The sequence below is a fragment of the Alcanivorax sp. REN37 genome, from assembly GCF_041102775.1.
In the GTDB taxonomy this organism is placed as follows: domain Bacteria; phylum Pseudomonadota; class Gammaproteobacteria; order Pseudomonadales; family Alcanivoracaceae; genus Isoalcanivorax; species Isoalcanivorax beigongshangi.
Window position 1 is genome coordinate 134,299 of sequence record NZ_JBGCUO010000001.1, and the last position, 24,602, is coordinate 158,900.

26 protein-coding genes are annotated in these 24,602 nt (G+C 60.8%); 17 read left to right on the plus strand and 9 right to left on the minus strand.

All coding sequences use genetic code 11. The features are described from left to right. Positions 1-37 precede the first annotated feature (37 nt). Complete coding sequence (locus AB5I84_RS00610) at positions 38-394, minus strand: HopJ type III effector protein (RefSeq protein WP_369453890.1); 357 nt, start codon at positions 392-394, stop codon at positions 38-40. Then, positions 391-810: a hypothetical protein gene (locus tag AB5I84_RS00615; protein WP_369453891.1), complete on the minus strand. Its 420-nt coding sequence runs from the start codon at positions 808-810 to the stop codon at positions 391-393. Before AB5I84_RS00615 ends, AB5I84_RS00610 begins: the two co-directional genes overlap by 4 nt. Before the next feature lie 77 nt (positions 811-887). On the opposite strand from AB5I84_RS00615, the gene AB5I84_RS00620 reads away from it, so the two are divergent. Further along, complete coding sequence (locus tag AB5I84_RS00620) at positions 888-1,166, plus strand: GIY-YIG nuclease family protein (protein ID WP_369453892.1); 279 nt, start codon at positions 888-890, stop codon at positions 1,164-1,166. A gap of 76 nt (positions 1,167-1,242) precedes the next feature. Here AB5I84_RS00620 and cspE read toward each other — a convergent pair whose 3' ends face one another. The 5 genes from cspE to AB5I84_RS00645 all read right to left on the minus strand — a co-directional run bounded on the left by cspE (position 1,243) and on the right by AB5I84_RS00645 (position 7,912). Then, positions 1,243-1,443 (minus strand): transcription antiterminator/RNA stability regulator CspE, encoded by a 201-nt coding sequence (gene cspE, locus AB5I84_RS00625; protein WP_369453893.1) that lies wholly within the window; start codon positions 1,441-1,443, stop codon positions 1,243-1,245. 352 nt (positions 1,444-1,795) lie between these two features. Further along, positions 1,796-3,172, minus strand: a complete 1,377-nt coding sequence (locus tag AB5I84_RS00630; RefSeq protein ID WP_369453894.1) for a WS/DGAT/MGAT family O-acyltransferase — start codon at positions 3,170-3,172, stop codon at positions 1,796-1,798. A gap of 54 nt (positions 3,173-3,226) precedes the next feature. Then, complete coding sequence (locus tag AB5I84_RS00635) at positions 3,227-4,036, minus strand: SDR family NAD(P)-dependent oxidoreductase (protein ID WP_369453895.1); 810 nt, start codon at positions 4,034-4,036, stop codon at positions 3,227-3,229. Positions 4,037-4,217: 181 nt separating this feature from the next. Further along, positions 4,218-6,032, minus strand: a complete 1,815-nt coding sequence (locus tag AB5I84_RS00640; RefSeq protein WP_369453896.1) for an acyl-CoA dehydrogenase C-terminal domain-containing protein — start codon at positions 6,030-6,032, stop codon at positions 4,218-4,220. Between the two features lie 176 nt (positions 6,033-6,208). Then, positions 6,209-7,912 (minus strand): potassium/proton antiporter, encoded by a 1,704-nt coding sequence (locus tag AB5I84_RS00645; protein WP_369453897.1) that lies wholly within the window; start codon positions 7,910-7,912, stop codon positions 6,209-6,211. A 239-nt stretch (positions 7,913-8,151) separates the two neighbouring features. On the opposite strand from AB5I84_RS00645, the gene mnmG reads away from it, so the two are divergent. The 15 genes from mnmG to glmS all read left to right on the plus strand — a co-directional run bounded on the left by mnmG (position 8,152) and on the right by glmS (position 23,048). Beyond that, positions 8,152-10,041: a tRNA uridine-5-carboxymethylaminomethyl(34) synthesis enzyme MnmG gene (gene mnmG / locus AB5I84_RS00650; protein ID WP_369453898.1), complete on the plus strand. Its 1,890-nt coding sequence runs from the start codon at positions 8,152-8,154 to the stop codon at positions 10,039-10,041. Further along, entirely contained in the window at positions 10,038-10,685 is a 648-nt protein-coding gene (gene rsmG / locus AB5I84_RS00655; protein WP_369453899.1) for a 16S rRNA (guanine(527)-N(7))-methyltransferase RsmG, read from the plus strand. The genes mnmG and rsmG overlap by 4 nt, the downstream gene beginning before the upstream one ends. Next, on the plus strand, positions 10,682-11,494 hold the full coding sequence (locus AB5I84_RS00660; RefSeq protein ID WP_369453900.1) for a ParA family protein: 813 nt from the start codon (positions 10,682-10,684) through the stop codon (positions 11,492-11,494). Before rsmG ends, AB5I84_RS00660 begins: the two co-directional genes overlap by 4 nt. A 3-nt stretch (positions 11,495-11,497) precedes the next feature. Beyond that, entirely contained in the window at positions 11,498-12,421 is a 924-nt protein-coding gene (locus tag AB5I84_RS00665) for a ParB/RepB/Spo0J family partition protein (RefSeq protein ID WP_369453901.1), read from the plus strand. Between the two features lie 307 nt (positions 12,422-12,728). Further along, the gene (locus AB5I84_RS00670; RefSeq protein ID WP_369453902.1) at positions 12,729-13,118 is read left to right on the plus strand and encodes an ATP synthase subunit I; all 390 of its coding nucleotides are present in this window, start codon (positions 12,729-12,731) and stop codon (positions 13,116-13,118) included. Positions 13,119-13,126: 8 nt separating this feature from the next. Further along, positions 13,127-14,032, plus strand: coding sequence for a F0F1 ATP synthase subunit A (gene atpB / locus AB5I84_RS00675; protein ID WP_439650171.1), 906 nt, complete (start codon positions 13,127-13,129; stop codon positions 14,030-14,032). Positions 14,033-14,091: 59 nt separating this feature from the next. Then, positions 14,092-14,313: a F0F1 ATP synthase subunit C gene (atpE, locus tag AB5I84_RS00680; protein WP_369453903.1), complete on the plus strand. Its 222-nt coding sequence runs from the start codon at positions 14,092-14,094 to the stop codon at positions 14,311-14,313. Positions 14,314-14,353: 40 nt separating this feature from the next. Beyond that, positions 14,354-14,824 (plus strand): F0F1 ATP synthase subunit B, encoded by a 471-nt coding sequence (locus AB5I84_RS00685; RefSeq protein WP_369453904.1) that lies wholly within the window; start codon positions 14,354-14,356, stop codon positions 14,822-14,824. 15 nt (positions 14,825-14,839) lie between these two features. Continuing rightward, positions 14,840-15,379, plus strand: a complete 540-nt coding sequence (locus AB5I84_RS00690) for a F0F1 ATP synthase subunit delta (RefSeq protein WP_369453905.1) — start codon at positions 14,840-14,842, stop codon at positions 15,377-15,379. 17 nt (positions 15,380-15,396) lie between these two features. Continuing rightward, complete coding sequence (gene atpA, locus AB5I84_RS00695; RefSeq protein ID WP_369453906.1) at positions 15,397-16,941, plus strand: F0F1 ATP synthase subunit alpha; 1,545 nt, start codon at positions 15,397-15,399, stop codon at positions 16,939-16,941. Positions 16,942-16,961: 20 nt separating this feature from the next. Then, positions 16,962-17,834: a F0F1 ATP synthase subunit gamma gene (atpG, locus tag AB5I84_RS00700; RefSeq protein WP_369453907.1), complete on the plus strand. Its 873-nt coding sequence runs from the start codon at positions 16,962-16,964 to the stop codon at positions 17,832-17,834. 34 nt (positions 17,835-17,868) lie between these two features. Further along, positions 17,869-19,275: a F0F1 ATP synthase subunit beta gene (gene atpD / locus AB5I84_RS00705; protein WP_369453908.1), complete on the plus strand. Its 1,407-nt coding sequence runs from the start codon at positions 17,869-17,871 to the stop codon at positions 19,273-19,275. A gap of 34 nt (positions 19,276-19,309) precedes the next feature. Beyond that, positions 19,310-19,735, plus strand: a complete 426-nt coding sequence (locus AB5I84_RS00710; RefSeq protein ID WP_369453909.1) for a F0F1 ATP synthase subunit epsilon — start codon at positions 19,310-19,312, stop codon at positions 19,733-19,735. A 113-nt stretch (positions 19,736-19,848) separates the two neighbouring features. Next, positions 19,849-21,210 (plus strand): bifunctional UDP-N-acetylglucosamine diphosphorylase/glucosamine-1-phosphate N-acetyltransferase GlmU, encoded by a 1,362-nt coding sequence (gene glmU / locus AB5I84_RS00715; RefSeq protein WP_369453910.1) that lies wholly within the window; start codon positions 19,849-19,851, stop codon positions 21,208-21,210. An 11-nt stretch (positions 21,211-21,221) separates the two neighbouring features. Then, positions 21,222-23,048 carry a glutamine--fructose-6-phosphate transaminase (isomerizing) gene (gene glmS, locus AB5I84_RS00720; protein WP_369453911.1) on the plus strand — a complete coding sequence of 609 codons (1,827 nt, stop codon included), beginning with the start codon at positions 21,222-21,224 and terminating at the stop codon, positions 23,046-23,048. Positions 23,049-23,117: 69 nt separating this feature from the next. Here the strand turns inward: glmS and AB5I84_RS00725 are convergent, their stop codons facing one another. Both AB5I84_RS00725 and AB5I84_RS00730 read right to left on the minus strand, forming a co-directional pair. Then, a complete protein-coding gene (locus tag AB5I84_RS00725) occupies positions 23,118-23,366 on the minus strand; it encodes an HNH endonuclease (protein WP_369453912.1) in 249 nt (82 codons plus the stop codon). A gap of 81 nt (positions 23,367-23,447) precedes the next feature. Next, a complete protein-coding gene (locus AB5I84_RS00730) occupies positions 23,448-23,831 on the minus strand; it encodes a hypothetical protein (protein ID WP_369453913.1) in 384 nt (127 codons plus the stop codon). A gap of 216 nt (positions 23,832-24,047) precedes the next feature. On the opposite strand from AB5I84_RS00730, the gene AB5I84_RS00735 reads away from it, so the two are divergent. After that, complete coding sequence (locus AB5I84_RS00735) at positions 24,048-24,566, plus strand: transposase (RefSeq protein ID WP_369453914.1); 519 nt, start codon at positions 24,048-24,050, stop codon at positions 24,564-24,566. Positions 24,567-24,602: the final 36 nt, after the last annotated feature.

Here is a 24,602-nt window from a genome sequence, read left to right on the forward strand (position 1 = left end):
GGGGAAAGGCCCCATGCCTGTCCAAGCGGGCAAATTTTCAGCGGGGCGTGAGTACGGCTTCGGGCATGGTGAGGTGTGCCCAACCATGGCGGGCGAAGATGCGCAGGTTGGTATGGCCGCTGCCTTGCGGATCTGTCAGCACGCCATCACGGTAGTGGTGACCAAAACAAGCCAGCGTTTCGGCCACAGTTAGTCGGTGTTGCTGGGCGAAGGCAAACAGGCGGCAGGACACTTCATTGGTACCCGCGGGATTATCACATTGCTGCCCCGGCGGTCCGTTAACGAACCGGTGAGGCTGGTAGTGGTAACCAGCCTCGATGATGACCAGCACTTCCTCGCATTCAATACGGTCACCGCGGCGGATACGCGTCAGTAGCGCCTGCTCCTCGGTCACAGGTTGTCGCCGGCATCCGGGGTGAGCGGGCGCGGCGACTGCGGCCGATTCGGTGCCGAGGGCAGCAGCGGATTGCAGTCTTTCAGCACCACGCGCCCTTCCAGCAGGTTCCCGCGGGAATATTCACTGAAAATGCAGCGGTTAGTGGCGGGATCGTAGTTCTCGATCCAAAGATGGTCGCCTTTCCAGGTGGCGCCAAGATGCATCTGGCCGTCAGGGATAGTGATCGACATTGTGCCGCCCCAACGTTTGACGAACAGCTGCTCGAAGTAGAAGTAGTAACTGCTGGTACCGATCAACAGCAGCAGGGCGGCCACCGCACCGGCGATTTTCCAATGACCAAGCCGGGCCCCGAATCCGAGCAACACGGCAAACACCAGCGCAGCCAGCAGGAACCAATAAAGGTAGGAAATCATCAGGCGCTCCTTGCGGGGTGGCGGGGCAGGAAAGGTGGCTGGATAATAGCACGCGCACGCCACCGACGAGTTGACTCATGGCACACACCGAACCGGGTAGCTGGTATGTCTACATGCTGAAGTGCAGTGATGGCAGCCTGTACACCGGCATCACCCGTGATCTGGAGCGCCGGGTGCACGAACACAATCACACCGCTGCCGGTGCCCGTTATACGCGCGCACGTCGTCCGGTGTCGCTGGTGTTCAGCCAGCAGCAGGCATCCCGTGGCGATGCTGCGCGGCGGGAAGCAGCCATCAAAAAGCTGCCGCGCCAGGCGAAGCAAGCGCTGTTGGGGGCAAACGCCGAACAGGAGTAGGCGTCAGCTCACAATGACAGGCACAAAAAACCCCACCGAAGTGGGGTTCCTTGCTGCAAGATGCAAACGTCGGGCCTCAGACCACAACGTTAGCGGCTTGCGGGCCTTTCGGACCTTGCTGGATTTCGTAGGTCACTTTCTGACCTTCCTGCAGGGTCTTGAACCCAGTGCCTTGGATAGCACTGAAGTGTACGAATACGTCTGCGCCGCCGTCGTCCTGGGTGATGAAGCCAAAGCCCTTGGACTCGTTGAACCATTTCACAGTGCCGGTAGCCATTGAATCTATACCTCAAAAAAACAATTTCATCGTGAGAGCGTGCAGGCTTCGGGGGATGGGGGTGTTGAGGTGGTAACTCCGACAGCGACGACCAAAACAACCACTGCCTTCCTTCTGCAGCACGAGCCACCTTACGCGGTTTGCCTGGGGGGCGCTAGTGTTTTTTGACCAAATGGCAAGCCTCTTTCTGCTGTGCAAGATGATCATAAATCCAGCAATAAATGGTTGTTTTTCAACCACATGAGAGGCGGGTAAGGCAAGGATATGGGGGTGGAGGAAAAACCGAGCAGGAAAATAGTCCCGTAACCCCGCCGGATTTGTACAAATTTGACGCTTCCGGCGGGGATTTGGCTTAGCGCAGGTCTGCGGCGATCTCCAGCTCGCGAATGCCGTGTTCAAGGTAATCCAGCAGCCGCTGCATGGACGGCAGTGTGCGGCGGCAGGCTACCAATCCGAATTCCAGATGATCGATGTAGCTGGTTAGCGTGATATTGAGAGCAATCTGGTTGAGCGCGATTGACACCGGATACATGCCTTCCAGGCGTGCGCCGTTCCAGTACAGCGGCTTGGTGGGACCGGGCACGTTGGAAATGATCACATTGAAAGCTCGCCATTCTGGTGCCAGCCCGGTGAGCAAGTTGAGGCCGGTGGGCGCCATCATCAGCGCGGTGAGATTGAGGATCTCTTCCGGCGACATCTGTTTGTAGCGCGCTTTGCTGTCTTCCACCGATGCTTTGATTACCCGCAGGCGGTTGGCGGGGTCGGCGATGTGGGTGCCCAAGTTGGCCAAGATCATGGCGATCTGGTTGCCGCCGGTGCTGTCATCTTGGCGCAGGTTCACCGGTACCATGGCGATCAGCGGTTTATCCGGAAGCGCATTCTGGCTGATCAGGTAATCGCGCAGGGCGCTGCCGCATACCGCTAGCACCACATCATTAAGAGTGCAGCCGAACGCTTTGCCGATGGCGCGGAAGCGCTCGGTGGCATAGGACTGGGCGGCAAACCGGCGGCTGCCGGTGATACGCTGGTTGATCATGCTTTGCGGCGCTTGGAAGATCGACACGTAGTCTGGATCACGGCGCGCTTTCTGCGACATCTGGTACAGCTGCCGGGTCAGCACTGGCAGGGTGGCGATTTGTCGGCTGAGGCCGCCAGTCAACTTGGCCAGCCCGCTGAGCGCCACCACCGGGTTGGCGCTCAGGCTCAGACGCTCCTTCTTCGGCGGTGAATAAGCCCATACCGGCGGCAGGTCGCGCTGATTTGGATCGTCGCTCAGTGCCTGGGTGCCGAGTCGCATGGCGGAAATGCCGTCCATCACTGAATGGTGCACTTTGGAATAGAGCGCGAAGCGCCGTCCGCGAATCCCTTCAATTAAGTGCACTTCCCACAGCGGCCGTTCACGGTCGAGCAGGTTGGAGTGTTCGGCGGACACCAGTGTCAGCAGTTCACGGATACGGCCTGGCTTCGGCAGCGCGCTATGGCAGAAATGGTGTTCGATATCGAACTGGGTGTCTTCCACCCAGAAGTTCTGACCCAGCCGGCTTTGCAGGCGTTGACTGAACGGACCCACCGGCGCGTTATATTCGCGCATCGACTGTGCCAGCTCGCTGATGTATTTGGGGCCGGCGTCTTCAGGGAAACTGAACAGTTGCAGGCCGGCTACGTGCATCGGCTGCTGGCGCCGTTCCAGCCACAGGAACAACTGATCCAAAGGGCTCAGGGGCTTCATCGGTGATCCTTTTGTCTTCTATTTATCGTTATGCGTGAGTGATGTAGCGAAAAATCAGGCTTTGCCGCGCCAGGACTTCATCGAGCCGGTGATGCCAGTACGGCGCGCAAGTTGGTCCCACAACGGCCGCGGCAGGGCGCCTTTCATCAAATCAATGGTGCGTACCGACGCCGGTGCGACTACCACCGCTTCGCGTCGACGCATGGCGCGCAGGGTCTGCTGCACCACTTTTTCCGGACTGAGCATGCGCGACAGGAATGGCGAACGGACCCCGTCGAACATGCCGGTACTGATGTAACTCGGGCAGACCGTGGTGACCGCCACGTTGTGGAAGCCGCGCTCGGCCATTTCCAGCCGCAGTGATTCGGAAAAGCCCAGCACCGCCCACTTGCTGGCGGCATAGGTGCTGCCGTAAGGCAGGCCGATATAGGCGCTGGCACTGGCGATGTTGACCAAATGCCCCTGGCGGGCTTGCTGAAGATCGGGCAGGAAACTGTGGCACAGCGCCATCAGACCAAGAGTGTTGGTGGTAAAGGTGTCGAGATGGCGCGCCAAGGGGACTTGCTCGAACTCTCCGCCGAATACCACGCCAGCATTGTTGATCAGTCCATCCAGCGGTCCGTATTGCTGGTGGAGCCGGTCGCGGAACGCCGGAATCGCTTCCACATCGGCTACGTCTAGTACTTCAGCGTGGGCGATGCCGCCGTTGAGGCGGATGCTGTCCGCTACTTCCGTGGCGGCTTCCAAGCGGCGTGCGGTAACAATGACAGTGGCGCCGGCTTGCGCCAGCCGTTGTGCCAGCAGGGCGCCGAGGCCAGTGCCGGCACCGGTAATCAGAATCCGTTTGTGCTCAAAATACGACATGCAAGATCCCCTTTGCAGTCAGGATGTGCGTGAAAGATTAAAACAAAAGAGGTGCCATTGCCTCTGGAAAAGGCCGGCCATCACTGACGCGTGGGTCATGCCAGTAGCGGCTGTCACGGTCGCGCAAACGGAGAGGAAAGACAGCACTGCCCGCGCGGGGGCGGGCAGTGCCATGGGGCGTTTACTCGTAGTCGAAGGAGAAGTGCTCCGGCTTCAACTGCATCGCCACTTTAGTGGGGTTGAGCATGCTTTGCGCATGGCCCTTTGCCTGCGGCAACAGCTGCTCGAAGAAGAACTCTGCGGTGGCCAGTTTGGCCTCGTAGAATTCTTTCGGTTGCTCGCCGCCGTTGGCAATTTTTTCCGCTGCCGTGGCCGCCATCAGCGCCCAGAAATACGCCATCATGGCGTAGCCGGAGTACATCAGGAAATCATAACTGGAGGTGCTGACAGCATCGCGGTTCTTGGACGCGGTAAGCATGATGCGCGTGGTCAGGTAGTTCCATTGACCAGCGATTTTCAGCAACTTCCAAGCGTACGGGCGCAGGGTGCTGTCGGTCATGTTGCGGGTGCCGAAGTCGAGCAGTTTTTGGCTGAATTCGCGGACGCATTTACCGCGCGTCATCAGCAATACTTTACGGCCCAGCAGATCCAGCGCCTGAATGCCGGTGGTGCCCTCGTACAAGGTGGAGATGCGCGCGTCACGGGCGATTTGTTCCATGCCGTGCTCGCGGATGTAGCCGTGGCCACCGAATACTTGCATGCCGAGGTTGGCCGCTTCCAAACCTTTCTCGGTGAGGAAGCCTTTCAAGATTGGGGTCAGGAAGCCCAGTTGGCCATCCCAGTACTGTTGTTTTTTCTCGTCATTTTCGAGAATTCCGGAAATCATCTTGTCGGCATATTGCGCAGTGAAATAGAGCATTGCGCGGCCGCCTTCGGCGATGGCTTTCTGAGTCAACAGCATGCGGCGCACGTCACCGTGATGAATCAGCGCATCGGCTACTTGGTCCGGATCTTTCTTGCCGCTCAGCGCGCGCATGGAGCGACGCTCTTTGGCGTAGGCCAGCGCGCCTTGGAACGACAGCTCGGCGTGGCAAACACCCTGCATGGCAGTGCCGATGCGAGCGGAGTTCATGAAGGTGAACATGCACTCAAGGCCTTGGTTTTCCGGCCCGATCAGATAGCCGATGGCGTCATCGAAGTTCATCACGCAGGTGGCGGACGCTTTGATACCCATTTTCTTTTCCAGTGCACCGACGGTGACACCGTTGCTCTCGCCGATTTTGCCCGGCAGGTATTTGGGCACGATGAACAGCGAGATACCGCGGGTGCCCGCCGGCGCGTCCGGCAGGCGGGCCAGAACGATATGCACCACGTTCTCGGTAAGGTCGTGGTCACCGGAAGAAATAAAGATCTTGGTGCCAGTGATCTTGTAGCCGCCGTCACCAGTGGGCACGGCGCGGGTCTTCACCTGGCCGAGGTCGGTGCCGCACTGTGGCTCGGTGAGGCACATGGTGCCACCCCAGGTGCCTTCGGTGAGCGGCGTCAGATAGGTGTCTTTTTGCTCGTCAGTGCCGTGCAGCATGATGGTATTCATGGCACCCAGCGACAGGCCCGGGTACATCGCGAACGACCAGTTGGCGGTGCCAAGCATTTCTTGCTTGAACAGACCCAGCGACATCGGCAGGCCTTGGCCGCCGTATTCCGGCGGATGTGACAGCCCCTGCCAGCCACCGGCGACGTACTCGTTGTAGGCTTCCTTGTAACCTTTCGGTGTGAACACCTGTCCATCTTCCAGACGGCAACCTTCTTCGTCGCCGCTCTGGTACAGCGGTGCGATGGTTTCTTCGCACAGACGTGCACACTCAGAGAGGATCGCATCGACCATGTCCGGCGTGGCGTCGGCGCCGTTCGGCAGGCCTTGGTAATGGCGCTCGTAGTCGAACACTTCGTTGAGCAGGAAGCGCATGTCGCGCATCGGCACTTTGTACTGGGGCATGGAGCTCTCCTGAGGGTGGCTCCGGAGCAGCGGCGCGGGACCGCGCACCCGAAATCGGGAATCCGGAAATTCGGGCGCAGTTATAACGAAAGCAATGTGAACGAGCGTTGACTGGAAAAACCCGGCAACAGGGCGCAAATGAGAATCTGCCGCCGGGCTCCCGCCCGGCGGCAGGCTCAGTGGGCGTGCGGCAACCGGATACCGAACCGGGTCACGCGACCGCCTTCAATCACGCGGGCGCGCAGTCGTAGGCCCACCAGCTCCACCGCATCACCGAGCACTGGTTGGCCGCGGTGGTGTTCTTGGAAGTACTGCTCCAGTGTTAGGGAGGCATCGCGCTCGCTGACGCCGCTGAGGCCGTAATTGTCCAACAAATCCGCTACTGGCACGCTGCTGTTGACGATGAAGTCGCCGTAGAACGTGCGCAGTTCCTGCGGTGAAGCGTGCAGCCACTCACTCATCGGCGTCTGATCGGCGGGCGTGGTCATCAGCGTGAGAATGTCGCCGGCCTGCAGTGTGGTGTGGTCGTCGCACTCCAGCGGCGCGCCGGCGCGCGATAACGCCAGCAGCTGAGTCGTCGGCGGGATCAGATCAAGGCTGCGGCCATCGGCCTTGCTGTCGGCGCCGACTGCATATTGAACAATGAACCGGTCGTCGAGACCGGCCAGTTCCACTTCGTTGATCGGCTGTGCGGCATGGGGCAAGGCCAGCTTCAACGTGCGCGCCAGCGGCCCCAGCGTCATACCCTGCAACAGCAGCGATGCCATCACCACAACGAAGACGATGTTAAAGATTTGCCGACTTTCCTCGATGCCTGCCACCAGCGGGAATACCGCCAGTACTACCGGTACCGCACCCCGCAACCCGGTCCAAGCAATAAAAATTTGCTCGCTCTTCGGATAGTTGAAGGGCTTCAGCAGCAGCCAAGTGGCCAGCGGCCGCGCCACCAGCATTAAGAAGGCGGCGATGCAGAGCCCGGGGACCAATGACTCCAGCATCTCCCGTGGCGTCACCAGCAGCCCCAGCATCAGGAACAGGCCTGATTGCGACAGCCATGCCATGGAGTCCATGGAGCGCAACACGTTGTCGCTGGTGCCTTGGCGCCAGTTGCCGGCCATCAGTCCGGCAATATAGGCCGCCAAGAAGCCGGAGCCGCCAAGCATGTTCGCCAGCGCCCAGATAGTCAGGCCGCCGGTGCACAGCAGCAACGCATGCAGCCCTTCATTGCCGCGCACCCGCACCAGCAACTCCGCCAAGGCGATGCCGAGCAGGATGCCCATTAGCACACCGACGCCGAACTGCTGTACCAGCATGCCCAGCGTTTGCAGCCCCCAGCTCATGGCCGGGTTGGTGATCAATTCGATCAGCATTACCGTGATGAAAATCGCCATCGGGTCGTTGAGGCCAGATTCCATTTCCAGCGTGCTCGACACCCGTTCATTCAGCCGCACCCCGGAACTGCGGATCATCGAGAACACTGCCGCCGCGTCGGTGGAACCGATGATGCCGCCCACCAGCAGCCCGATGCGCCAATCGACCCCCAGTAGCCAGGTGGCGAAGGCGCCGGTGAGGGCTGCCGGCAGCACTACCCCGAGCGTGGCCAGCGTCAACGCCGGCTTTAGGGCAACGCGGAAGTGTTCCAAGCGGGTGCGCAGGCCACCATCGAGCAGGATGATTGCCAGCGCCAGATTGCTGATCAGGAATACCGTATCGACGTCTTCAAACTGGATTTTGCCAATGCCGTCCTCGCCGGCAGCAATGCCCACGGCAAGAAATGCCAGCAAGGTGGGAACCCCGACGCGGGGACTGAGGGTGCCGAGCAACAGGCCGATGAACAGAACCATGGCGCCCGCCAGGATAATCACATCAATGTTTTCCACGCATTGAATCCTGTCAGGAGGGTAACGGGGGCAAACAGCCGGTGAGCAAAAAGTGCACGCCAGTCTAGCACAGCTTCCAGCAACGCTTTCTTTTCAAGCGGCGCACTATATACTTACGCCCCTTGCTCATAATTTGACCAGCATGCCGATTCCGGCGTGCTCCATGAAGGGGCCAGCGTCATCCGTGTTGCGGTTGGTGCTGGCCCCTTCCGACGCTCTGCCAGACAGGTACAACGGTAATGGATTTCTCCAAGCGTTTCGGCGTGATCGTGGTGGGTGGCGGTCATGCCGGCACCGAGGCGGCGTTGGCCGCTGCCCGCATGGGGGTCGACACCCTGCTGCTGACCCACAACATCGAAACCCTCGGCCAGATGAGCTGCAACCCGGCCATTGGCGGGATCGGCAAGAGCCATCTGGTGCGCGAGATTGACGCCCTCGGCGGCGCCATGGCGCGCGCCACCGACCGCGCCGGCATCCAGTTTCGCGTGCTCAATGCCCGCAAGGGCCCGGCCGTGCGCGCCACCCGTGCCCAGGCTGACCGTGTCCTATATAAGGCGGCCATCCGCAGCATGCTGGAAAATCAGCCGCACCTGACGCTGTTCCAGCAGGCGGTGGATGACCTGATCATCGAGCAGGACCGCTGTGTCGGCGTGGTCACCACCATGGGGCTGCGCTTCCATGCTCAGGCGGTGGTGCTCACGGTGGGTACTTTCCTCGGTGGCCGCATCCATATCGGCCTCGACAATGAACCCGGCGGCCGTGCCGGCGACCCGCCCTCCAACGCGCTGTCGCGGCGGCTGCGGGAGTTGCCGTTCCGCGTGGACCGGCTTAAGACCGGCACCCCACCGCGTATCGACGGCAACAGCGTGGATTTCTCTGTGATGGAACAGCAGTGGGGCGACGACCCGCTGCCGGTAATGAGCTACCTCGGCGATGTCGCTGAGCACCCACAGCAGGTGTGCTGCTACATCACCCATACCAATGAGCAGACCCACGACATCATCCGCAGCGGCTTCGACCGCTCGCCGATGTTCACCGGCGTCATTGAGGGTGTTGGCCCGCGTTACTGCCCGAGCATTGAAGACAAGGTGAATCGCTACCCGGACAAGGATTCGCACCAGATCTTCGTGGAACCGGAAGGGCTGACCACTCACGAGCTGTACCCGAACGGTATCTCCACCAGCTTGCCGTTTGATATTCAGCTGGCGGCGGTGCGTTCGATCCGCGGTTTCGAGCAGGCGCACATCACCCGCCCGGGCTATGCCATCGAATACGACTACTTCAATCCGCAGGACCTGAAGCATTCACTGGAAACCCGCTTCATGCCGGGACTGTTCTTCGCCGGCCAGATCAACGGCACCACCGGTTATGAAGAGGCCGGCGCGCAGGGTCTGCTGGCGGGTCTGAACGCAGCGCGCATGGCGCAGGATCAGGAGTGCTGGTTCCCGCAGCGTGACGAAGCCTACATCGGCGTACTGGTAGACGACCTCATCACTCTCGGCACCCAGGAGCCGTACCGCATGTTCACCAGCCGGGCCGAATACCGGTTGCTGCTGCGCGAAGACAACGCCGACCTGCGGCTGACGGAGACGGGCCGCAAGCTGGGCCTGGTAGATGACCAGCGCTGGGCAGCGTTCTGCGCCAAGCGCGACGGCGCTGTCAGCGATGCCGAGCGTCTGCGCAGCCATTGGGTGCGTCCGGGCACCGCTGATGCCGAGGCAGTGAATCCGCTGCTGGGCACGCCGCTGGCTCACGAATACAACCTGATGGACCTGCTCAAGCGGCCGGAAGTGGATTACCCGACCCTGCTCGGGGCAGTGGGGCTGCCGCTGGCTGATGCCGCGGTGGCAGAACAGGTGGAAATCCTCGCCAAATATGCCGGCTACATCGAGCGCCAGCAGGGGGAAGTGGCGCGTTTGCGCGCGGCGGAGACGACGCCGCTGCCCGCTGATCTCGACTACGGGCAAGTCAGCGGTTTATCCAACGAGGTGCGTCAAAAATTGGAAGCAGTGCGCCCGACCACGCTCGGCCAGGCCGGGCGGGTACCGGGGGTGACCCCGGCTGCGATCTCGCTGTTGCTGGTGCACCTGAAAAAGACCGCACTGGGCCGCGCTGGAACCGCGTCGTGAAGGCGGTTGCCCAGCGCCTGGCGGCCGGCGTGGCCGCTCTGGGAGTGTCGCTGTCTGACGCCCAGCAACAACAGTTGGTCGATTACGTCGCCCTGCTCCACAAGTGGAACCGCGCGTTTAACCTCACCGCGGTGCGGGATCCGCAGGAAATGGTGACCCGCCATATCCTCGATGCGTTGGCGGTGCTGCCGTGGCTTGGCAGCGGCTCGACCCTGGATGTGGGCACCGGCGGCGGCATTCCCGGCATCGTGCTGGCGATTGCGCGGCCGCAGCAATCCTTTGTGTTGCTCGACAGCAACGGCAAGAAGACCCGTTTTGTGCGCCAGGCAGCACTGGAGCTGGGGCTAGCCAATGTCGAGGTTGTGCAGGCCCGTGTGGAACAGTACCGTAATGGCGCGTCGCAGGTGATATCGCGCGCCTTCGCTTCCCTCGTCGACATGGTTTCCGTGACCGGCCATTTGCTGGAGGACGGCGGCCATCTGCTCGCTATGAAGGGTGCCTTGGTGGAGCAAGAAATTGCCGCCTTGCCGCCGCAGTGGCAGACCGAGGCGGTGGAGCTGAGCGTCCCCGGCCTGGCCGAAGCCCGTTATTTGGTAGTGCTGCAACCCGCGCCGCAGCGGATTTTCCAGGGAGATTGTGCGTGACCACGGTGTTTGCCATTGCCAACCAGAAAGGCGGGGTCGGGAAGACCACCACCAGCGTGAACTTGGCCGCCTCGTTGGCCGCCACCCGTAAGAAAGTGCTGCTGGTGGATATCGATCCGCAGGGCAATGCCACCTCCGGTTCCGGGGTCGACAAGTACGATGTGCCGCACACCATCTACGATGTGCTGGTGGAAGGCCTGCCGGTGGAGCAGGCGGTGGTGACCACTCCAGAGCAGTCCGGTTTTGATCTGCTGGCGGCTAATGGTGACCTCACCGCCGCCGAGGTGCAGATGTTGGACCTCGAGGCCAAGGAATACCGACTGCGCGATGCGCTGGCGCCGGTGATGGACCGTTACGACTTCATCCTCATCGACTGCCCGCCGTCGCTGAACATGTTGACCGTGAACAGCCTGGCGGCGGCCACCTCGGTGATTGTGCCGATCCAGTGCGAGTACTACGCCCTTGAAGGTCTGACCGCACTGCTGCAGACCATTGAGAAGATCAGTGCGGTGCTGAACCCGTCGCTGCATATTGGCGGTTTGCTGCGCACCATGTATGACCCGCGCAACAGTTTGTCCAATGATGTCTCCAACCAGCTGATCACCCACTTCGGTGATCGGGTGTACCGCACCATCATCCCCCGCAACGTGCGGCTGGCTGAAGCGCCCAGCCACGGTGCACCGGTGATTACTTACGACGTCAAGTCCCGGGGCGCCATCAGTTATATGGCATTGGCCGGTGAAATCCTGCGCCGCGAGCAGACGCTGCGGCAGCAGGCCCGAGCCCGCGCCACCGAAAACCAGGAGTAAGGCATGGCCGCAAAACGCAAAGGGGGCCTGAGCAAGGGCCTGGATGCACTCTTGAGCCAGAGCGCGGCGCGCAGCGCCCCAGCCGGCCGTGAGCAGGTCAGCCTCGACGACGATAGCGTGGCGCCAGTTAGCGCAGAACGGCCGCCGCAGGATGGTGAGCTGCGCAAGCTGCCGGTGGAGTTGATGCAGCGCGGCCGCTACCAGCCGCGTCGTGATATGTCGCCGGATGCGCTGGAAGAGTTGGCCGAGTCAATTCGAGCCCAGGGTGTGATGCAGCCGATCGTGGTGCGTCCGATCGGCGATAAACGCTACGAGATCATCGCCGGCGAGCGCCGCTGGCGGGCGGCACAGCTGGCCGGTTTGGCGGAAATCCCGGCCGTTATCCGCGAAGTAGCCGACGATGCCGCCATTGCCATGGCGTTGATCGAGAACATCCAGCGCGAAGACCTCAATCCGATGGAAGAAGCGCTGGCGTTGGCGCGCCTGAAAGACGAGTTCAATCTGACTCACCAGCAGGTGGCAGACGCGGTGGGCAAGTCGCGCGCCATGGTCACCAACCTGCTGCGGTTGATCAGCCTTGAGGACGAAGTGCGCAAGCTGCTGGAGCACGGCGACCTGGAGATGGGCCATGCGCGGGCGCTGTTGTCGCTCACCGGCGCCAGCCAAGTAGATGCGGCACGCATGGTGGTCGCGCGCGGGCTGAACGTACGCCAAACCGAAGCCTTGGTGCGCGACTACGACAAGCAGCGCGCAGCGGCCACGCCGCCGTCACGGGAAGATCCGGATGTGCGCCGGCTGCTCAACGACCTGTCCGATCGCCTCGGGGCGCCGGTGGCCCTCAAGCAGTTGGGCGGTGGCAAGGGGCGGCTGGTAATCAGCTATAACAGCCTCGACGAATTGGACGGCATCCTCAGCCACATCAAATGATCCGCCCGGCGCGACTGGACAGTCGCGCTTGCTCTTACCCCGTCACCCTTGGCACGTCGGTGCTGCCGCAACCCGCATGAGACCTTGGTTCTGTCTTGTCAGACAATAGGTAGTAAAGGTGCCGAAACCGGGCCCGGTTCGGTTGCTATCAAAAAGCCATGTCCCTATACTCTGCGCGCCTGTGATCGGGGGCTCGCTGGATACGCCTGCGAGTCTATACCCACACTGCTGTGACGGCAGCGCTGGCATGCCCGGAGTCACCGTGTCCAACTCAGCTCAATCCGGCGCCTCTCATTTCCGAGGCCTCATGTTTGCGCAGCTGGTCGCGATGCTGGTGATGGCGGTGGCGTGCGCGCTCCTCTTCGGTCCCTTTAGCGGACTGGCGGCCTTTTGGGGCGGTGCTATTTGTCTTTTGGCACATGCCTGGGCCGGCTATCAGATGTGGCTGCACCCGCGTTTGCGCATTCCACGACATCAGGCGGGATCGGCTATCCGTGCAGAAATGGGCAAGGTGGCCATCACGCTGTTGTTGTTTTGGCTGTCATTCAGTGAATGGCCGCTGCTGCGTGAACAGTTGGCGGCAGGCACGCTCCTGACAGGATTCTTTGTGACACAAGTCGCCGGCTGGATCTGGCTGGTGCGCGCGACCGGCGCTGCGGCTCCTCCGGGCTCCGGCAACAATACGCTCGATGGTTAGGAACTTTCATGGCAACTGAAACGGCCTCCATGGCACACGGCGAAACGCAGCACACCGTCAATGAGTACATCCAGCACCATTTGACCAACCTCACCTGGGGGAAGGTGCCGGAAGGCGCCGCACTCTGTGATGGTTCAGTGGCGCAAGAAGGCCAGTGGATGCTGGCAAAGTGTGCGACTGAAGTGGACGCCATGGGCTTCTGGGCCTTTCACGTCGACAGCCTGGCCTGGTCCGGCATCGTCGGTGCCTTGTTCATCCTGATCTTCTCCTTGGTGGCTCGTCGTGCCACCGCTGGTGTCCCCTCTGGGTTCATCAACTTCGTCGAAACCGTGGTCGAATTCGTCGACACCTCCGTACGCGATACCTTCAATGGCCAGAGCAAGCTGATTGCGCCGCTGGCACTGACGGTGTTCTGCTGGATCTTCATGATGGCGTCCATCAAGTTGCTGCCGGTGGACACCGCGCTCGGCTTCCAGACCATGCTCGGCCTCGATTACCTGAAGATCGTGCCGGTGGTTGACCCCAACATCACCCTCGCCATGTCGTTCTCGGTGTTTGTGATGATGATTGTGTTCTCGGTGATGAACAAAGGCGTGGGCGGCTTCTTCGCAGAGCTGGCATTCCACCCATTCGAGACCAAGAACCCGGTGTTCAAGATCGTGCTGATGCCGATCAACCTGTTCCTGGAAATCGTTTCCCTGCTGGCCAAGCCGGTGTCGCTCGGTCTGCGTCTGTTCGGCAACATGTTTGCCGGCGAATTCGTGTTCATCCTGCTGGCGGCCATGTTGGGTTACTGGCAGTTCCTCGGCGCGGTGCCGTGGGCGATCTTCCACCTGCTGGTGGTGCCGCTGCAGTCGTTCCTGTTCATGATCCTGACCATCGTCTACCTGAGCATGGCCAGCGAGAAACATTGAACGGGTTCCGATAACCAGTTCTTCAAAGCAACCTAAAAAACCTTAACGGGAGTGGAATAATGGAAGGTATCAACCTGCTTGCAGCTGCAATCGTAGCTGGTCTGGCCGCCATCGGCGCCGGTGTTGGCTTCGGTCTGATGGGTGGCCGTTTCCTCGAGAGCATCGCGCGCCAGCCGGAACTGACCCCGATGCTGCAAGTGCGCATGTTCATCATCGCTGGTCTGCTGGATGCTGTTCCGATTATCTGTGTCGCTATCGCGTTCCTGTTGATCTTCCAATAAAACCCGAAAGGGACCACCAATCGCGGTTTGAGGTGTTCGCATGAACATTAATGCAACACTGCTTGGCCAAGTCATCTGGTTCGCCCTGTTTGTGCTGTTCTGCATGAAGTTCGTTTGGCCGCCCATCACCCGGGCCCTGAGCGAGCGTAAGCAGAAGATTGCCGACGGCCTGAGTGCCGCGGATCGAGCGCAACGCGATCTGGAGCTGGCGCAAGCGAAGGCCACCGACAGCCTCAAAGAGGCGAAGGACAAGGCCGCCGAGATCATTGACGCAGCGAACCGTCGCGCCAACCAGATCCTTGAAGAAGCGAAGGGCAATGCCGTCGCTGAAGGTGCCCGCCTGATCGAGAAGGCTCAAGCGGACATCGAACAAGAGATCAACCAGGCTCGTGAACAGCTCCGCAAGGAAGTGTCCGTGCTGGTGCTGCAAGGGGCCGAACAGGTTCTGCGTGCTGAAGTGAATCGGGATGCACACAAGCAGCTGCTCGAGCAGCTGGCGGCCGAACTCTGACAGAACGGGTAACCCATGGCTGAATTGACCACCATCGCTCGCCCCTACGCCAAGGCCGCGTTCCGGTTCGCCCAGGACGCAGGTGTTACGGCGCAGTGGGAAAACATGCTGGCGCTGGCTGCGGCAGTGTCCGAACAGCCGGCCATGCGCGCATGGCTGCAACAGCCGCAGCTGACCGCTTCTGACAAGGCCCAGGCCTTGCTCGAAGTGTGCGGCAGCGACGCGCTGGACGAGCCGGCACGTAACTTCATCACCCAGCTTGCCGAGTACGGCCGCCTGGCCCTGCTTCCGGCGATCCTGGAGCTGTTCCACGAACTGTTGGCGGCTCAGGATGCATTCGTCGACGCAGAAATCGTCTCGGCGGACGTGCTGGAAGAAGCCGAAGTCGAGCGGCTGGTGAGCAGTCTGAAACAGCGCCTGGGCCGGGATGTGCGAGTCACAACGCGTGTTGACGCATCCCTGATCGGCGGCGTCCTCGTTCGCGCGGGCGACACAGTGATTGACGGCAGTGTGCGCGGCAGATTGGCCCGCCTGGCCGAGCAACTGAACTCTTGAGTTTGAGGGATTGAAGCATGCAGCAACTCAACCCGTCTGAAATCAGTGAGATCATCAAGCAGCGCATCGCCAAGCTTGATGTCTCCACCCAGGCGCGCAATGAAGGAACGGTGGTGTCCGTTTCTGACGGTATCGTTCGCATCCACGGCCTGGCCGACGTGATGTACGGCGAAATGATCGAGTTTGAGGGCGGCATGTACGGCATGGCCCTCAACTTGGAGCGTGACTCCGTGGGCGCGGTAGTGCTCGGCGATTACCTCGGCGTAGCAGAAGGCCAAAAGGTCAAATGCACCAGCCGCGTACTCGAAGTGCCGGTGGGTCCGGAATTGCTCGGTCGCGTGGTAGACGCACTGGGTAACCCGATCGATGGCAAAGGTCCGCTGAACACCCAACTCACTGAACCGGTAGAAAAGGTTGCGCCGGGCGTGATTTGGCGTAAGTCAGTGGATGAGCCGGTGCAGACCGGTATCAAAGCCATCGACGCTATGACCCCGGTTGGCCGTGGCCAGCGTGAGCTGATCATCGGTGACCGTCAGATCGGTAAGACCGCCATCGCGGTCGATACCATCATCAACCAGCGCGATTCCGGCATTAAGTGCATCTACGTTGCGATCGGACAGAAGCAGTCCACCATCGCCAACGTAGTACGCAAGCTGGAAGAGCACGGTGCGCTGAAGAACACCATCATCGTGGCGGCATCCGCGTCCGATCCGGCGGCCATGCAGTACCTGGCCCCGTTCGCCGGCTGCTCCATGGGTGAGTACTTCCGCGACCGCGGCGAAGACGCCCTGATCGTGTACGACGACCTGACCAAGCAAGCTTGGGCATACCGTCAGATCTCCCTGCTGCTGCGCCGCCCGCCGGGCCGCGAAGCTTACCCTGGCGACGTGTTCTACCTGCACTCCCGTCTGTTGGAGCGCGCTGCCCGTGTGAGCGAAGAGTATGTGGAGCAGTACACCAAGGGCGAAGTGAAAGGCCAAACCGGTTCCCTGACCGCGCTGCCGATCATTGAAACCCAAGCCGGTGACGTGTCCGCCTTCGTACCGACCAACGTGATCTCCATCACCGATGGCCAGATCTTCGTTGAGTCCGACATGTTCAACGCCGGTCTGCGTCCGGCCATGAACGCCGGTATCTCGGTATCCCGGGTAGGTGGTGCGGCGCAAACCAAGATCATCAAGAAACTCGGTGGCGGTGTGCGTCTGGCACTGGCTCAGTACCGTGAGCTGGCAGCGTTTGCCCAGTTCGCCTCGGACCTGGATGAAGCCACCCGTGCTCAGTTGGAGCATGGTCAGCGCGCCACCGAGCTGATGAAGCAGAAGCAGTTCAGCCCGATGTCCGTGGCCGAGATGGGTGTGTCCCTGTACGCCATGAACGAAGGCTTCCTGAAAGATGTGGCACTGGACAAGATTGGCAGCTTCGAAGCCAGCCTGCTGTCCTACATGCTCAGCGAGCACAAGGCGCTGATGGACAAGATCAACGAAAAAGGCGATTTCAACGCCGAGATCGAGTCCGGCATCAAGGAAGCCATCGAGAAGTTCAAGGCTACCCAGACCTGGTAATCGCTTAGAAGGATAGTCCTATGGCCGGCGCGAAAGAGGTTCGTACCAAAATCGCAAGTGTCCAGAGCACGCGGAAAATCACCCGTGCCATGGAGATGGTTGCCGCCAGTAAGATGCGTCGCGCGCAGGAGCGCATGGCGGCTTCCAAGCCCTATGCCACCCACATCCGCAACGTCATCGCTCACCTGGCCAACGCGGAAACCGAGTACCGTCACCCTTACCTGCGCGAGCGCGAGGTGAAAAAAGTGGCGTACATCGTGGTCAGCAGTGACCGCGGTCTCTGTGGCGGCTTGAACGTGAACCTGTTCAAGGCCCTGGTGCGCGATGCGCGCCAGTGGTCTGAGCAGGGCGTTCAGGTGCAGTACGCAGCGGTCGGCAGCAAGGCGATCGGCTTCTTCCGCAGCTTCGGTGGCAACTTGGTTTCCACCGTCAGCGGCCTCGGCGACACCCCGCACCTGGGGGACCTGGTCGGGTCCATCAAGGTGTTGGCGGATGCTTTCGAAGCGGGTGAAGTGGATCGCGTGTACTTGGTGTACAACGAGTTCGTGAACACCATGACCCAGAGCCCGCTGGTGCAGCAATTGCTGCCCCTGAAGTCCGGTGACGAGTCAGACTTCAAGAAACCCACGGGCCAGCGTTGGGATTACATCTACGAGCCCTCCGCCCAGGTGCTCATTGACGGCCTGCTCAAGCGGTTCGTCGAGTCTCAGGTGTATCAAGGTGTGGTTGAGAACAATGCCTGTGAACAGGCCGCCCGAATGGTGGCCATGAAGGCAGCGACCGACAACGCCGGCGACCTGATTCGTGATCTCCAGCTCCTGTATAACAAGGCGCGCCAGGCCGCCATTACGCAGGAGATTAACGAAATTGTGAGTGGCGCCGCTGCGGTTTGACCGGGCGGGCGAGCAAGCTTAAGAGGAAGCAAGCATGAGTAGCGGTCGTATTGTTCAGATCATCGGCGCTGTGATCGACGTGGAGTTCTCCCGCGAGGCGGTGCCCAATGTTTACGACGCCTTGAACGTGGACGGTGTTGAAACCGTTCTGGAAGTACAGCAGCAGCTGGGCGACGGCGTGGTGCGCACCATCGCCATGGGTTCCACCGAAGGTCTGAAGCGCGGCATGTCCGTGGCCGGCACCGGCAACCCGATCATGGTTCCGGTGGGCACCGAAACCCTCGGTCGCATCATGGACGTGCTCGGCCGTCCGATCGACGAGTGTGGCCCGATCGGTGAGCAGGAGCGTGCCTCCATCCACCGCAAGGCACCGTCCTACGCGGACCAGTCTTCCTCCACCGACCTGCTGGAAACCGGCATCAAGGTGATTGACCTGGTGTGCCCGTTTGCCAAGGGCGGCAAGGTTGGCCTGTTCGGCGGCGCCGGCGTGGGCAAGACCGTGAACATGATGGAGCTGATCAACAACATCGCCACTCAGCACTCCGGTCTGTCTGTATTTGCCGGTGTGGGTGAGCGGACTCGTGAAGGGAACGACTTCTACCACGAGATGCAGGAAGCCGGTGTGGTAAACGTCACCGAGCATGCCAAGTCCAAAGTGGCGATGGTGTACGGCCAGATGAACGAGCCGCCGGGTAACCGTCTGCGCGTGGCCCTGACCGGCCTGACCATGGCTGAGAAGTTCCGTGACGAAGGCCGTGACGTACTGCTGTTCGTCGACAACATCTACCGTTACACCCTGGCCGGTACCGAAGTGTCCGCGCTGCTCGGTCGTATGCCTTCAGCGGTGGGTTACCAGCCGACGCTGGCGGAAGAGATGGGCGTGCTGCAAGAGCGCATCACCTCCACCAAGACCGGCTCCATCACCTCGGTGCAGGCGGTATACGTACCGGCGGATGACTTGACCGACCCGTCCCCGGCCACCACCTTTGCGCACCTTGACGCAACCGTGGTACTGAGCCGTGACATCGCTGCCAAGGGTATCTACCCGGCCATCGATCCGCTGGACTCCACCTCCCGCCAGCTGGATCCGCTGGTCATTGGTGAAGAGCACTACGCCGTGGCCCGTGGCGTGCAGACCGTTCTGCAGCGTTATAAAGAGCTGAAGGACATCATCGCCATCTTGGGCATGGACGAACTGTCCGAAGACGACAAGCTGACGGTAATGCGCGCACGTAAGATCGAGCGCTTCCTGTCGCAGCCGTTCTTCGTGGCCGAAGTGTTCACCGGCTCACCGGGCAAGTACGTATCCCTCAAGGACACCATCCGCAGCTTCCAGGGCATCCTGGGCGGCGAGTACGACCACATCCCGGAGCAGGACTTCTACATGAAGGGCGGCATCGAGGAAGTGCTTGAGGCCTACAACAAGCGTCAGGGCAACTAAGCCCTGACTGCCCCAGCTGGCAGGAGAGTGTCCCATGGCGATGACTGTTCATTGCGATATCGTCAGCGCTGAAAAGCAGCTGTTTTCCGGTGCGGTGGAACTGCTCGTCGCCGCCGGTGCGGAAGGCGACCTGGGCGTGATGCCCGGTCACGCACCGCTGCTGACGTCCCTCAAGCCGGGTCCGGTACGTATCGTGCTGCAGGGCGGCAAGGAAGAAGTGTTCTACGTGAACGGCGGCTTCCTTGAAGTCCAGCCTAAAGTGATCACGGTGTTGGCAGATGCTGCCGCCCGTGCCGAAAACCTCGACGAAGCCGCGGCGGAAGAAGCGCGCCAACGCGCCCGCGAGGCACTGGAAGGCAAGCACAGCGATCTGGATTACTCTGCCGCTTCGGCGCAGTTGGCTGAATCGTTGGCCCAGCTGCGTGCGATCCAGCAGATGAAGAAGAAGTTCGGCGGCTGAACCCATGTGGGGAACGCCGGTCGGATAACAGGAAAGGGTGGCGCTAGCGCTGCCCTTTTTTGTTTGCGTCGCCGGCTGTCGCCGCGACAGACAGATTCACGATGAGGTGTTAGATGGAACTTGCGATCGTCATCCTGGCTGCGGGCAAAGGTTCGCGCATGCGCTCGGCGCTGCCCAAAGTCGCTCACCCGCTGGCCGGGAAACCGCTGCTGTCCCACGTATTGGACAGCGCCCGAGTATTGCAGCCTGCGACGCTGTGCGTGGTGTACGGCCATGGCGGTGACCAAGTGCGCGCCGCGGTGCCGGCCACTGATGTGGCGTGGGTGGAACAGGCGCAGCAACTGGGCACTGGTCACGCCGTGGCCCAAGCGATGCCGGAAGTGCATGAAGACGTGGTGCTGATTTTGTACGGCGACGTACCGCTGATTCGCCCGGAGACCCTGCAGCGCGTGGTGGCCGATGTACGCGAAGACCAGTTGGTGCTACTGACATTAGACATGGACGATGCCGGCGCTTATGGCCGCATCGTGCGCAACGAACAAGGCGCGGTACAGGCCATTGTTGAATTCAAGGACGCCAACGCCGAACAGCGTGCCATCGGCGAGATCAACACCGGCATTCTCGCCTGCCCGGCGCGGTTCCTGGCCGATGCGCTGCCGCAGTTGTCCGCTAATAACGCCCAAGGCGAGTACTACCTGACTGACGTGATCGCCATGGCGGTGGCGCAAGGGCTGACCGTGGAAGCGGTGCAGCCGGAGTTTGCGTGGGAAGTGGATGGCATCAATGACCGGGTGCAACTGGCGCGCCTGGAGCGCATTCACCAGCAGGTCCAGGCCGAAGCGCTGATGCGTGGCGGCGCCAGTTTGATGGACCCGGCTCGCATCGACGTGCGCGGCACGCTGCAGTGCGGCCAAGATGTGGTGATTGATATCAACGTGGTGTTCGAGGGCGATGTGGTGCTGGAGGACGGGGTGCGCATTGGCCCGCACTGCGTCATTCGCAACGCACGCATCGGCGCCGGAACTGTGGTGGATGCGCACAGTCTGATCGACGGTGCCGAGTTGGCAGAGGGTTGCCATGTCGGCCCGTTCGCGCGGCTGCGTCCGGGTACTGAACTGGCAGCCGGTGCTCGTATCGGCAACTTTGTTGAAACCAAGAAAGTGCAGATTGGTCCCGGTAGCAAGGTGAATCACCTGACCTATCTGGGCGACGCGCAAGTGGGCGCGGGCGTGAACGTCGGCGCTGGCACCATCACCTGCAACTACGATGGTGTGAACAAGTTCGTCACCGAGATCGGCGACGGTGCCTTCATCGGCTCCAACAGCTCGTTGGTGGCGCCGGTGACCATTGGTGCCGGTGCCACCGTCGGCGCCGGCAGCGTCATCACCCAAACCGTGCCGGATCAACAACTGGCGGTAGGGCGCAGCAAACAACGGAATATCAGCGGCTGGACACGGCCGACTCGAAAAAACTGACAGGGACTTTTATGTGCGGAATTGTCGGCGCCATCGCAGAACGCAACGTAGCACCGATCCTCATCGCTGGACTGCAGCGACTCGAATACCGCGGTTATGACTCCGCCGGTTTGGCACTGCTGGGCAGCGCCGGTCTGGTGCGATTACGCCGGGAAGGCAAAGTGGCCGCACTGGAGCAAGCGTTGAAGCAAGCCGGCGCCCAGGGTGGCGTCGGCATCGCTCACACCCGTTGGGCCACTCATGGCGTGCCGTCGGAGCGCAATGCCCATCCCCACCTGTCTGGTGACGCACTGGCTGTCGTGCACAACGGCATTATCGAAAACTACCAAGCCTTGCGTTTCGAACTGGAAGCGGGCGGTTATGCCTTTGCCTCCGACACCGATTCCGAAGTGGTGGTGCACCTGATCCACCAGCAGCTACAGCAGGGCGCCGATTTGCTGGCCGCTGTACAGCACGTAGTCACTCGCTTGGAAGGCGCCTACGCACTGGGCGTGGTCAGCGCTGACGAGCCACAGCGCTTCATCGCGGTGCGTAGCGGCAGCCCATTGGTGGTGGGGCTGGGGATCGGTGAAAACTACGTGGCGTCCGACCAGCTGGCGCTGCTGCCGGTGACCAATCGTTTTGTGTTCTTGCAGGAGGGCGACGTCGCCGAAGTGCGCCGTGAAAGCGTGCGCCTGTTTGCCGCCGACGGTGCCGAAGTACAGCGACCGGTGCACGAATTTGAAGGCGCGCACGAAGACGCCGAAAAGGGCGAATACCGCCACTTCATGCTCAAGGAAATCTTTGAGCAACCGCTGGCGCTGCAGCGGACGTTGGAAGGCCGCCTGGGCGGCGCCGAGGATCTGGCGCAGATGTTCGGTGAGCGCACGGCGATGCTGCGCGATGTGCAGTGCGTGCAGATTATCGCGTGCGGCACCAGCTACCACGCCGGCGCGGTGGCGCGCTATTGGATCGAAGCGTTGGCGGGGGTGCCCTGTCAGGTGGAGGTTGCCAGCGAATTCCGTTATCGCGCCCACGTGGTGCCGGAAAAAACGCTGTTCGTCACCATCAGCCAGAGCGGCGAAACCGCCGATACCTTGGCGGCGCTGCGTGCCGCCACCCACGCTCACTACTTGGCCCACCTTGCGGTGTGCAACGTGCCCAGCTCGTCGTTGGTGCGTGAGTCGGAACTGGCGCTACTGACGCGGGCCGGGCCGGAAATTGGCGTGGCATCCACCAAGGCGTTCACCACTCAATTGGCGGCGCTGCGGCTGTTGGTGTTGGCGCTCGCGCATGCGCGAGGCCTCGGCGAAGCGGCTCTGTCGCAGCATCTGGAAGAACTGCGGCAGCTACCAAATTTGGTGGAAAAAGCACTGCAGATGGATGCGGCGATTCAAACTTTGGCGGAAGACTTCGTCGAGAAGCAGCACACCCTGTTCCTCGGCCGCGGCACCCAATACCCGGTGGCTATGGAAGGAGCGCTGAAGCTCAAGGAAATTTCCTACATTCATGCCGAAGCCTATCCTGCCGGCGAGCTCAAGCACGGGCCGTTGGCGCTGGTAGATAAGGACATGCCGGTGGTGGCTGTGGCACCACGCGATGACCTGCTTGAAAAGCTGAAGTCGAACCTGCAGGAAGTGCGCGCCCGCGGCGGTGAATTGTATGTGTTTGCCGACCAACAAGCTGAGCTGCAAGACGAAGCCGGCATGCGCGTACTAGCGATGCCGACAGTTCCGGAAAGCCTGATCCCGATCGTTTATTCGGTCCCGCTGCAACTGCTTAGCTACCATGTGGCGGTGCTACGGGGCACCGATGTGGACCAGCCGAGAAACCTGGCAAAGTCGGTCACAGTGGAGTGACGATCCCGTTTAAGAAGCCCGGATTTTCCGGGCTTTTTTGTTAGCGCTGTTGTTAATAAGTCTCCTAGCTTACTTTCCTAGTCGTTCGATTCGTTGGCGAATCGCTTCGGCGAGCGCTTTCTTGTCCGCACCATAGTGGAGTTGTCGATGGCAATTTGGGCAGACGGCAATCGCATTTTCTACGGTGTCTGCACCCCCATCTATAAGGCGCTGGACATGATGTACTTCTAGGTAGGCAGAGCCGTCTTCGCGGAGAAATGGGGCGGGTGCTAGACAGCTTTCACATTGTCCTTTCGCTTGGTGGAGGACCCAAGCCACTACGCTTGGGTCTCTAACAAACTGAGTAACTGAAGACTGGACGATGGCTGGCGAAATATTGCCTTTCGGTACCGCTTGCTGTTATGCGCAGGCAACAAGCTGTACCACGTTGGCGTTAAAGGAAGCGCTTGCCGCTATATGCTGTCCTTCTCGCTCTGCAATTAGCGTTTCCAGTGTCTGAATGACATTGGTACCGACATTCCGTGCTGACCGCAGACCGGTAATCCAGCTTCGTCCTTGCAGTGCATAAATATAAGAAATGTTTTGCATCCGGTATTCATAGGATTTGACTGTTCGACCATATTCTTTCGACAGTGCTCTGTAGTAATCCTTCTTAACGAATGGTTGCCCGCTTTGTTGGTGCTGCAGCATGTCGATATAGGCGTCCACGGCGGCACCAAGCTCTTGTAAAGACCACTGCTTTTCCAATATTGATGTATCCCTGTCGCCTACTTGTGCTTGCAAGGACTGTTCGTGTCCCCAGCCCTATCGTTCTGGAAAGCATAGTTGTGTTAATGGAATATTTCATCTTGGCAAATAAAATCCCTTTTGTTAGCAAACAGATAGGACGACTCGTCTTTGAGAATAACTGGGGCAAGCCAAGAAACATGTAGAACAGCTTCGGTGCTAGCTCGCTTCAACCGTCTTCTCTGACCAGCGGCTTCTGGAAAGGCGGGATACATGGAACGCACTACTCGCGTCGGCATGCAGGAGCTCGACAAGCATTTGTCGCGCATCGTCGAGAACGCCCGCCGGGCGCCGGTGGCGGTACACCGGTATGGCGCGCCTTGGGTGTGGATCGTGTCGCAGGAGCTGTGGTGCCAGCAGCGCCAGCAGTGCCTTGAAGACTATCTGCCGCTGGACCATCCGCTCTATGCCCTCAGCCATCAGTTGGATCAGGACGGCTTGCTTGAGCAACTGGCCGAGCACCTGCCCGACGGCGAGCTGCCGGCGTCGCTGCGGGCGCGCTTATTGGTGTTGGCGCGCTACGACGGTCATGACACCGACGGGCAGCGCTTGCACGATGTTCTCGGCTACAACTTGATGTACCGCTGGTTTGTGTCGCTGCCCATGAATCAGCGCCCCTGGCCCGCCGGACAGTTGGCAGCTGCTCTGCAGCAGGGCTGGGCGGACGTGCAGCAAACCCCGCTGCTGGCCCATCGGTTGCGCCAGCTGCACGGCGGCGTGCCAGGCAACTAGTTCGTCCGGTTCGGCGCGTTCGCGCCATGGCAAATG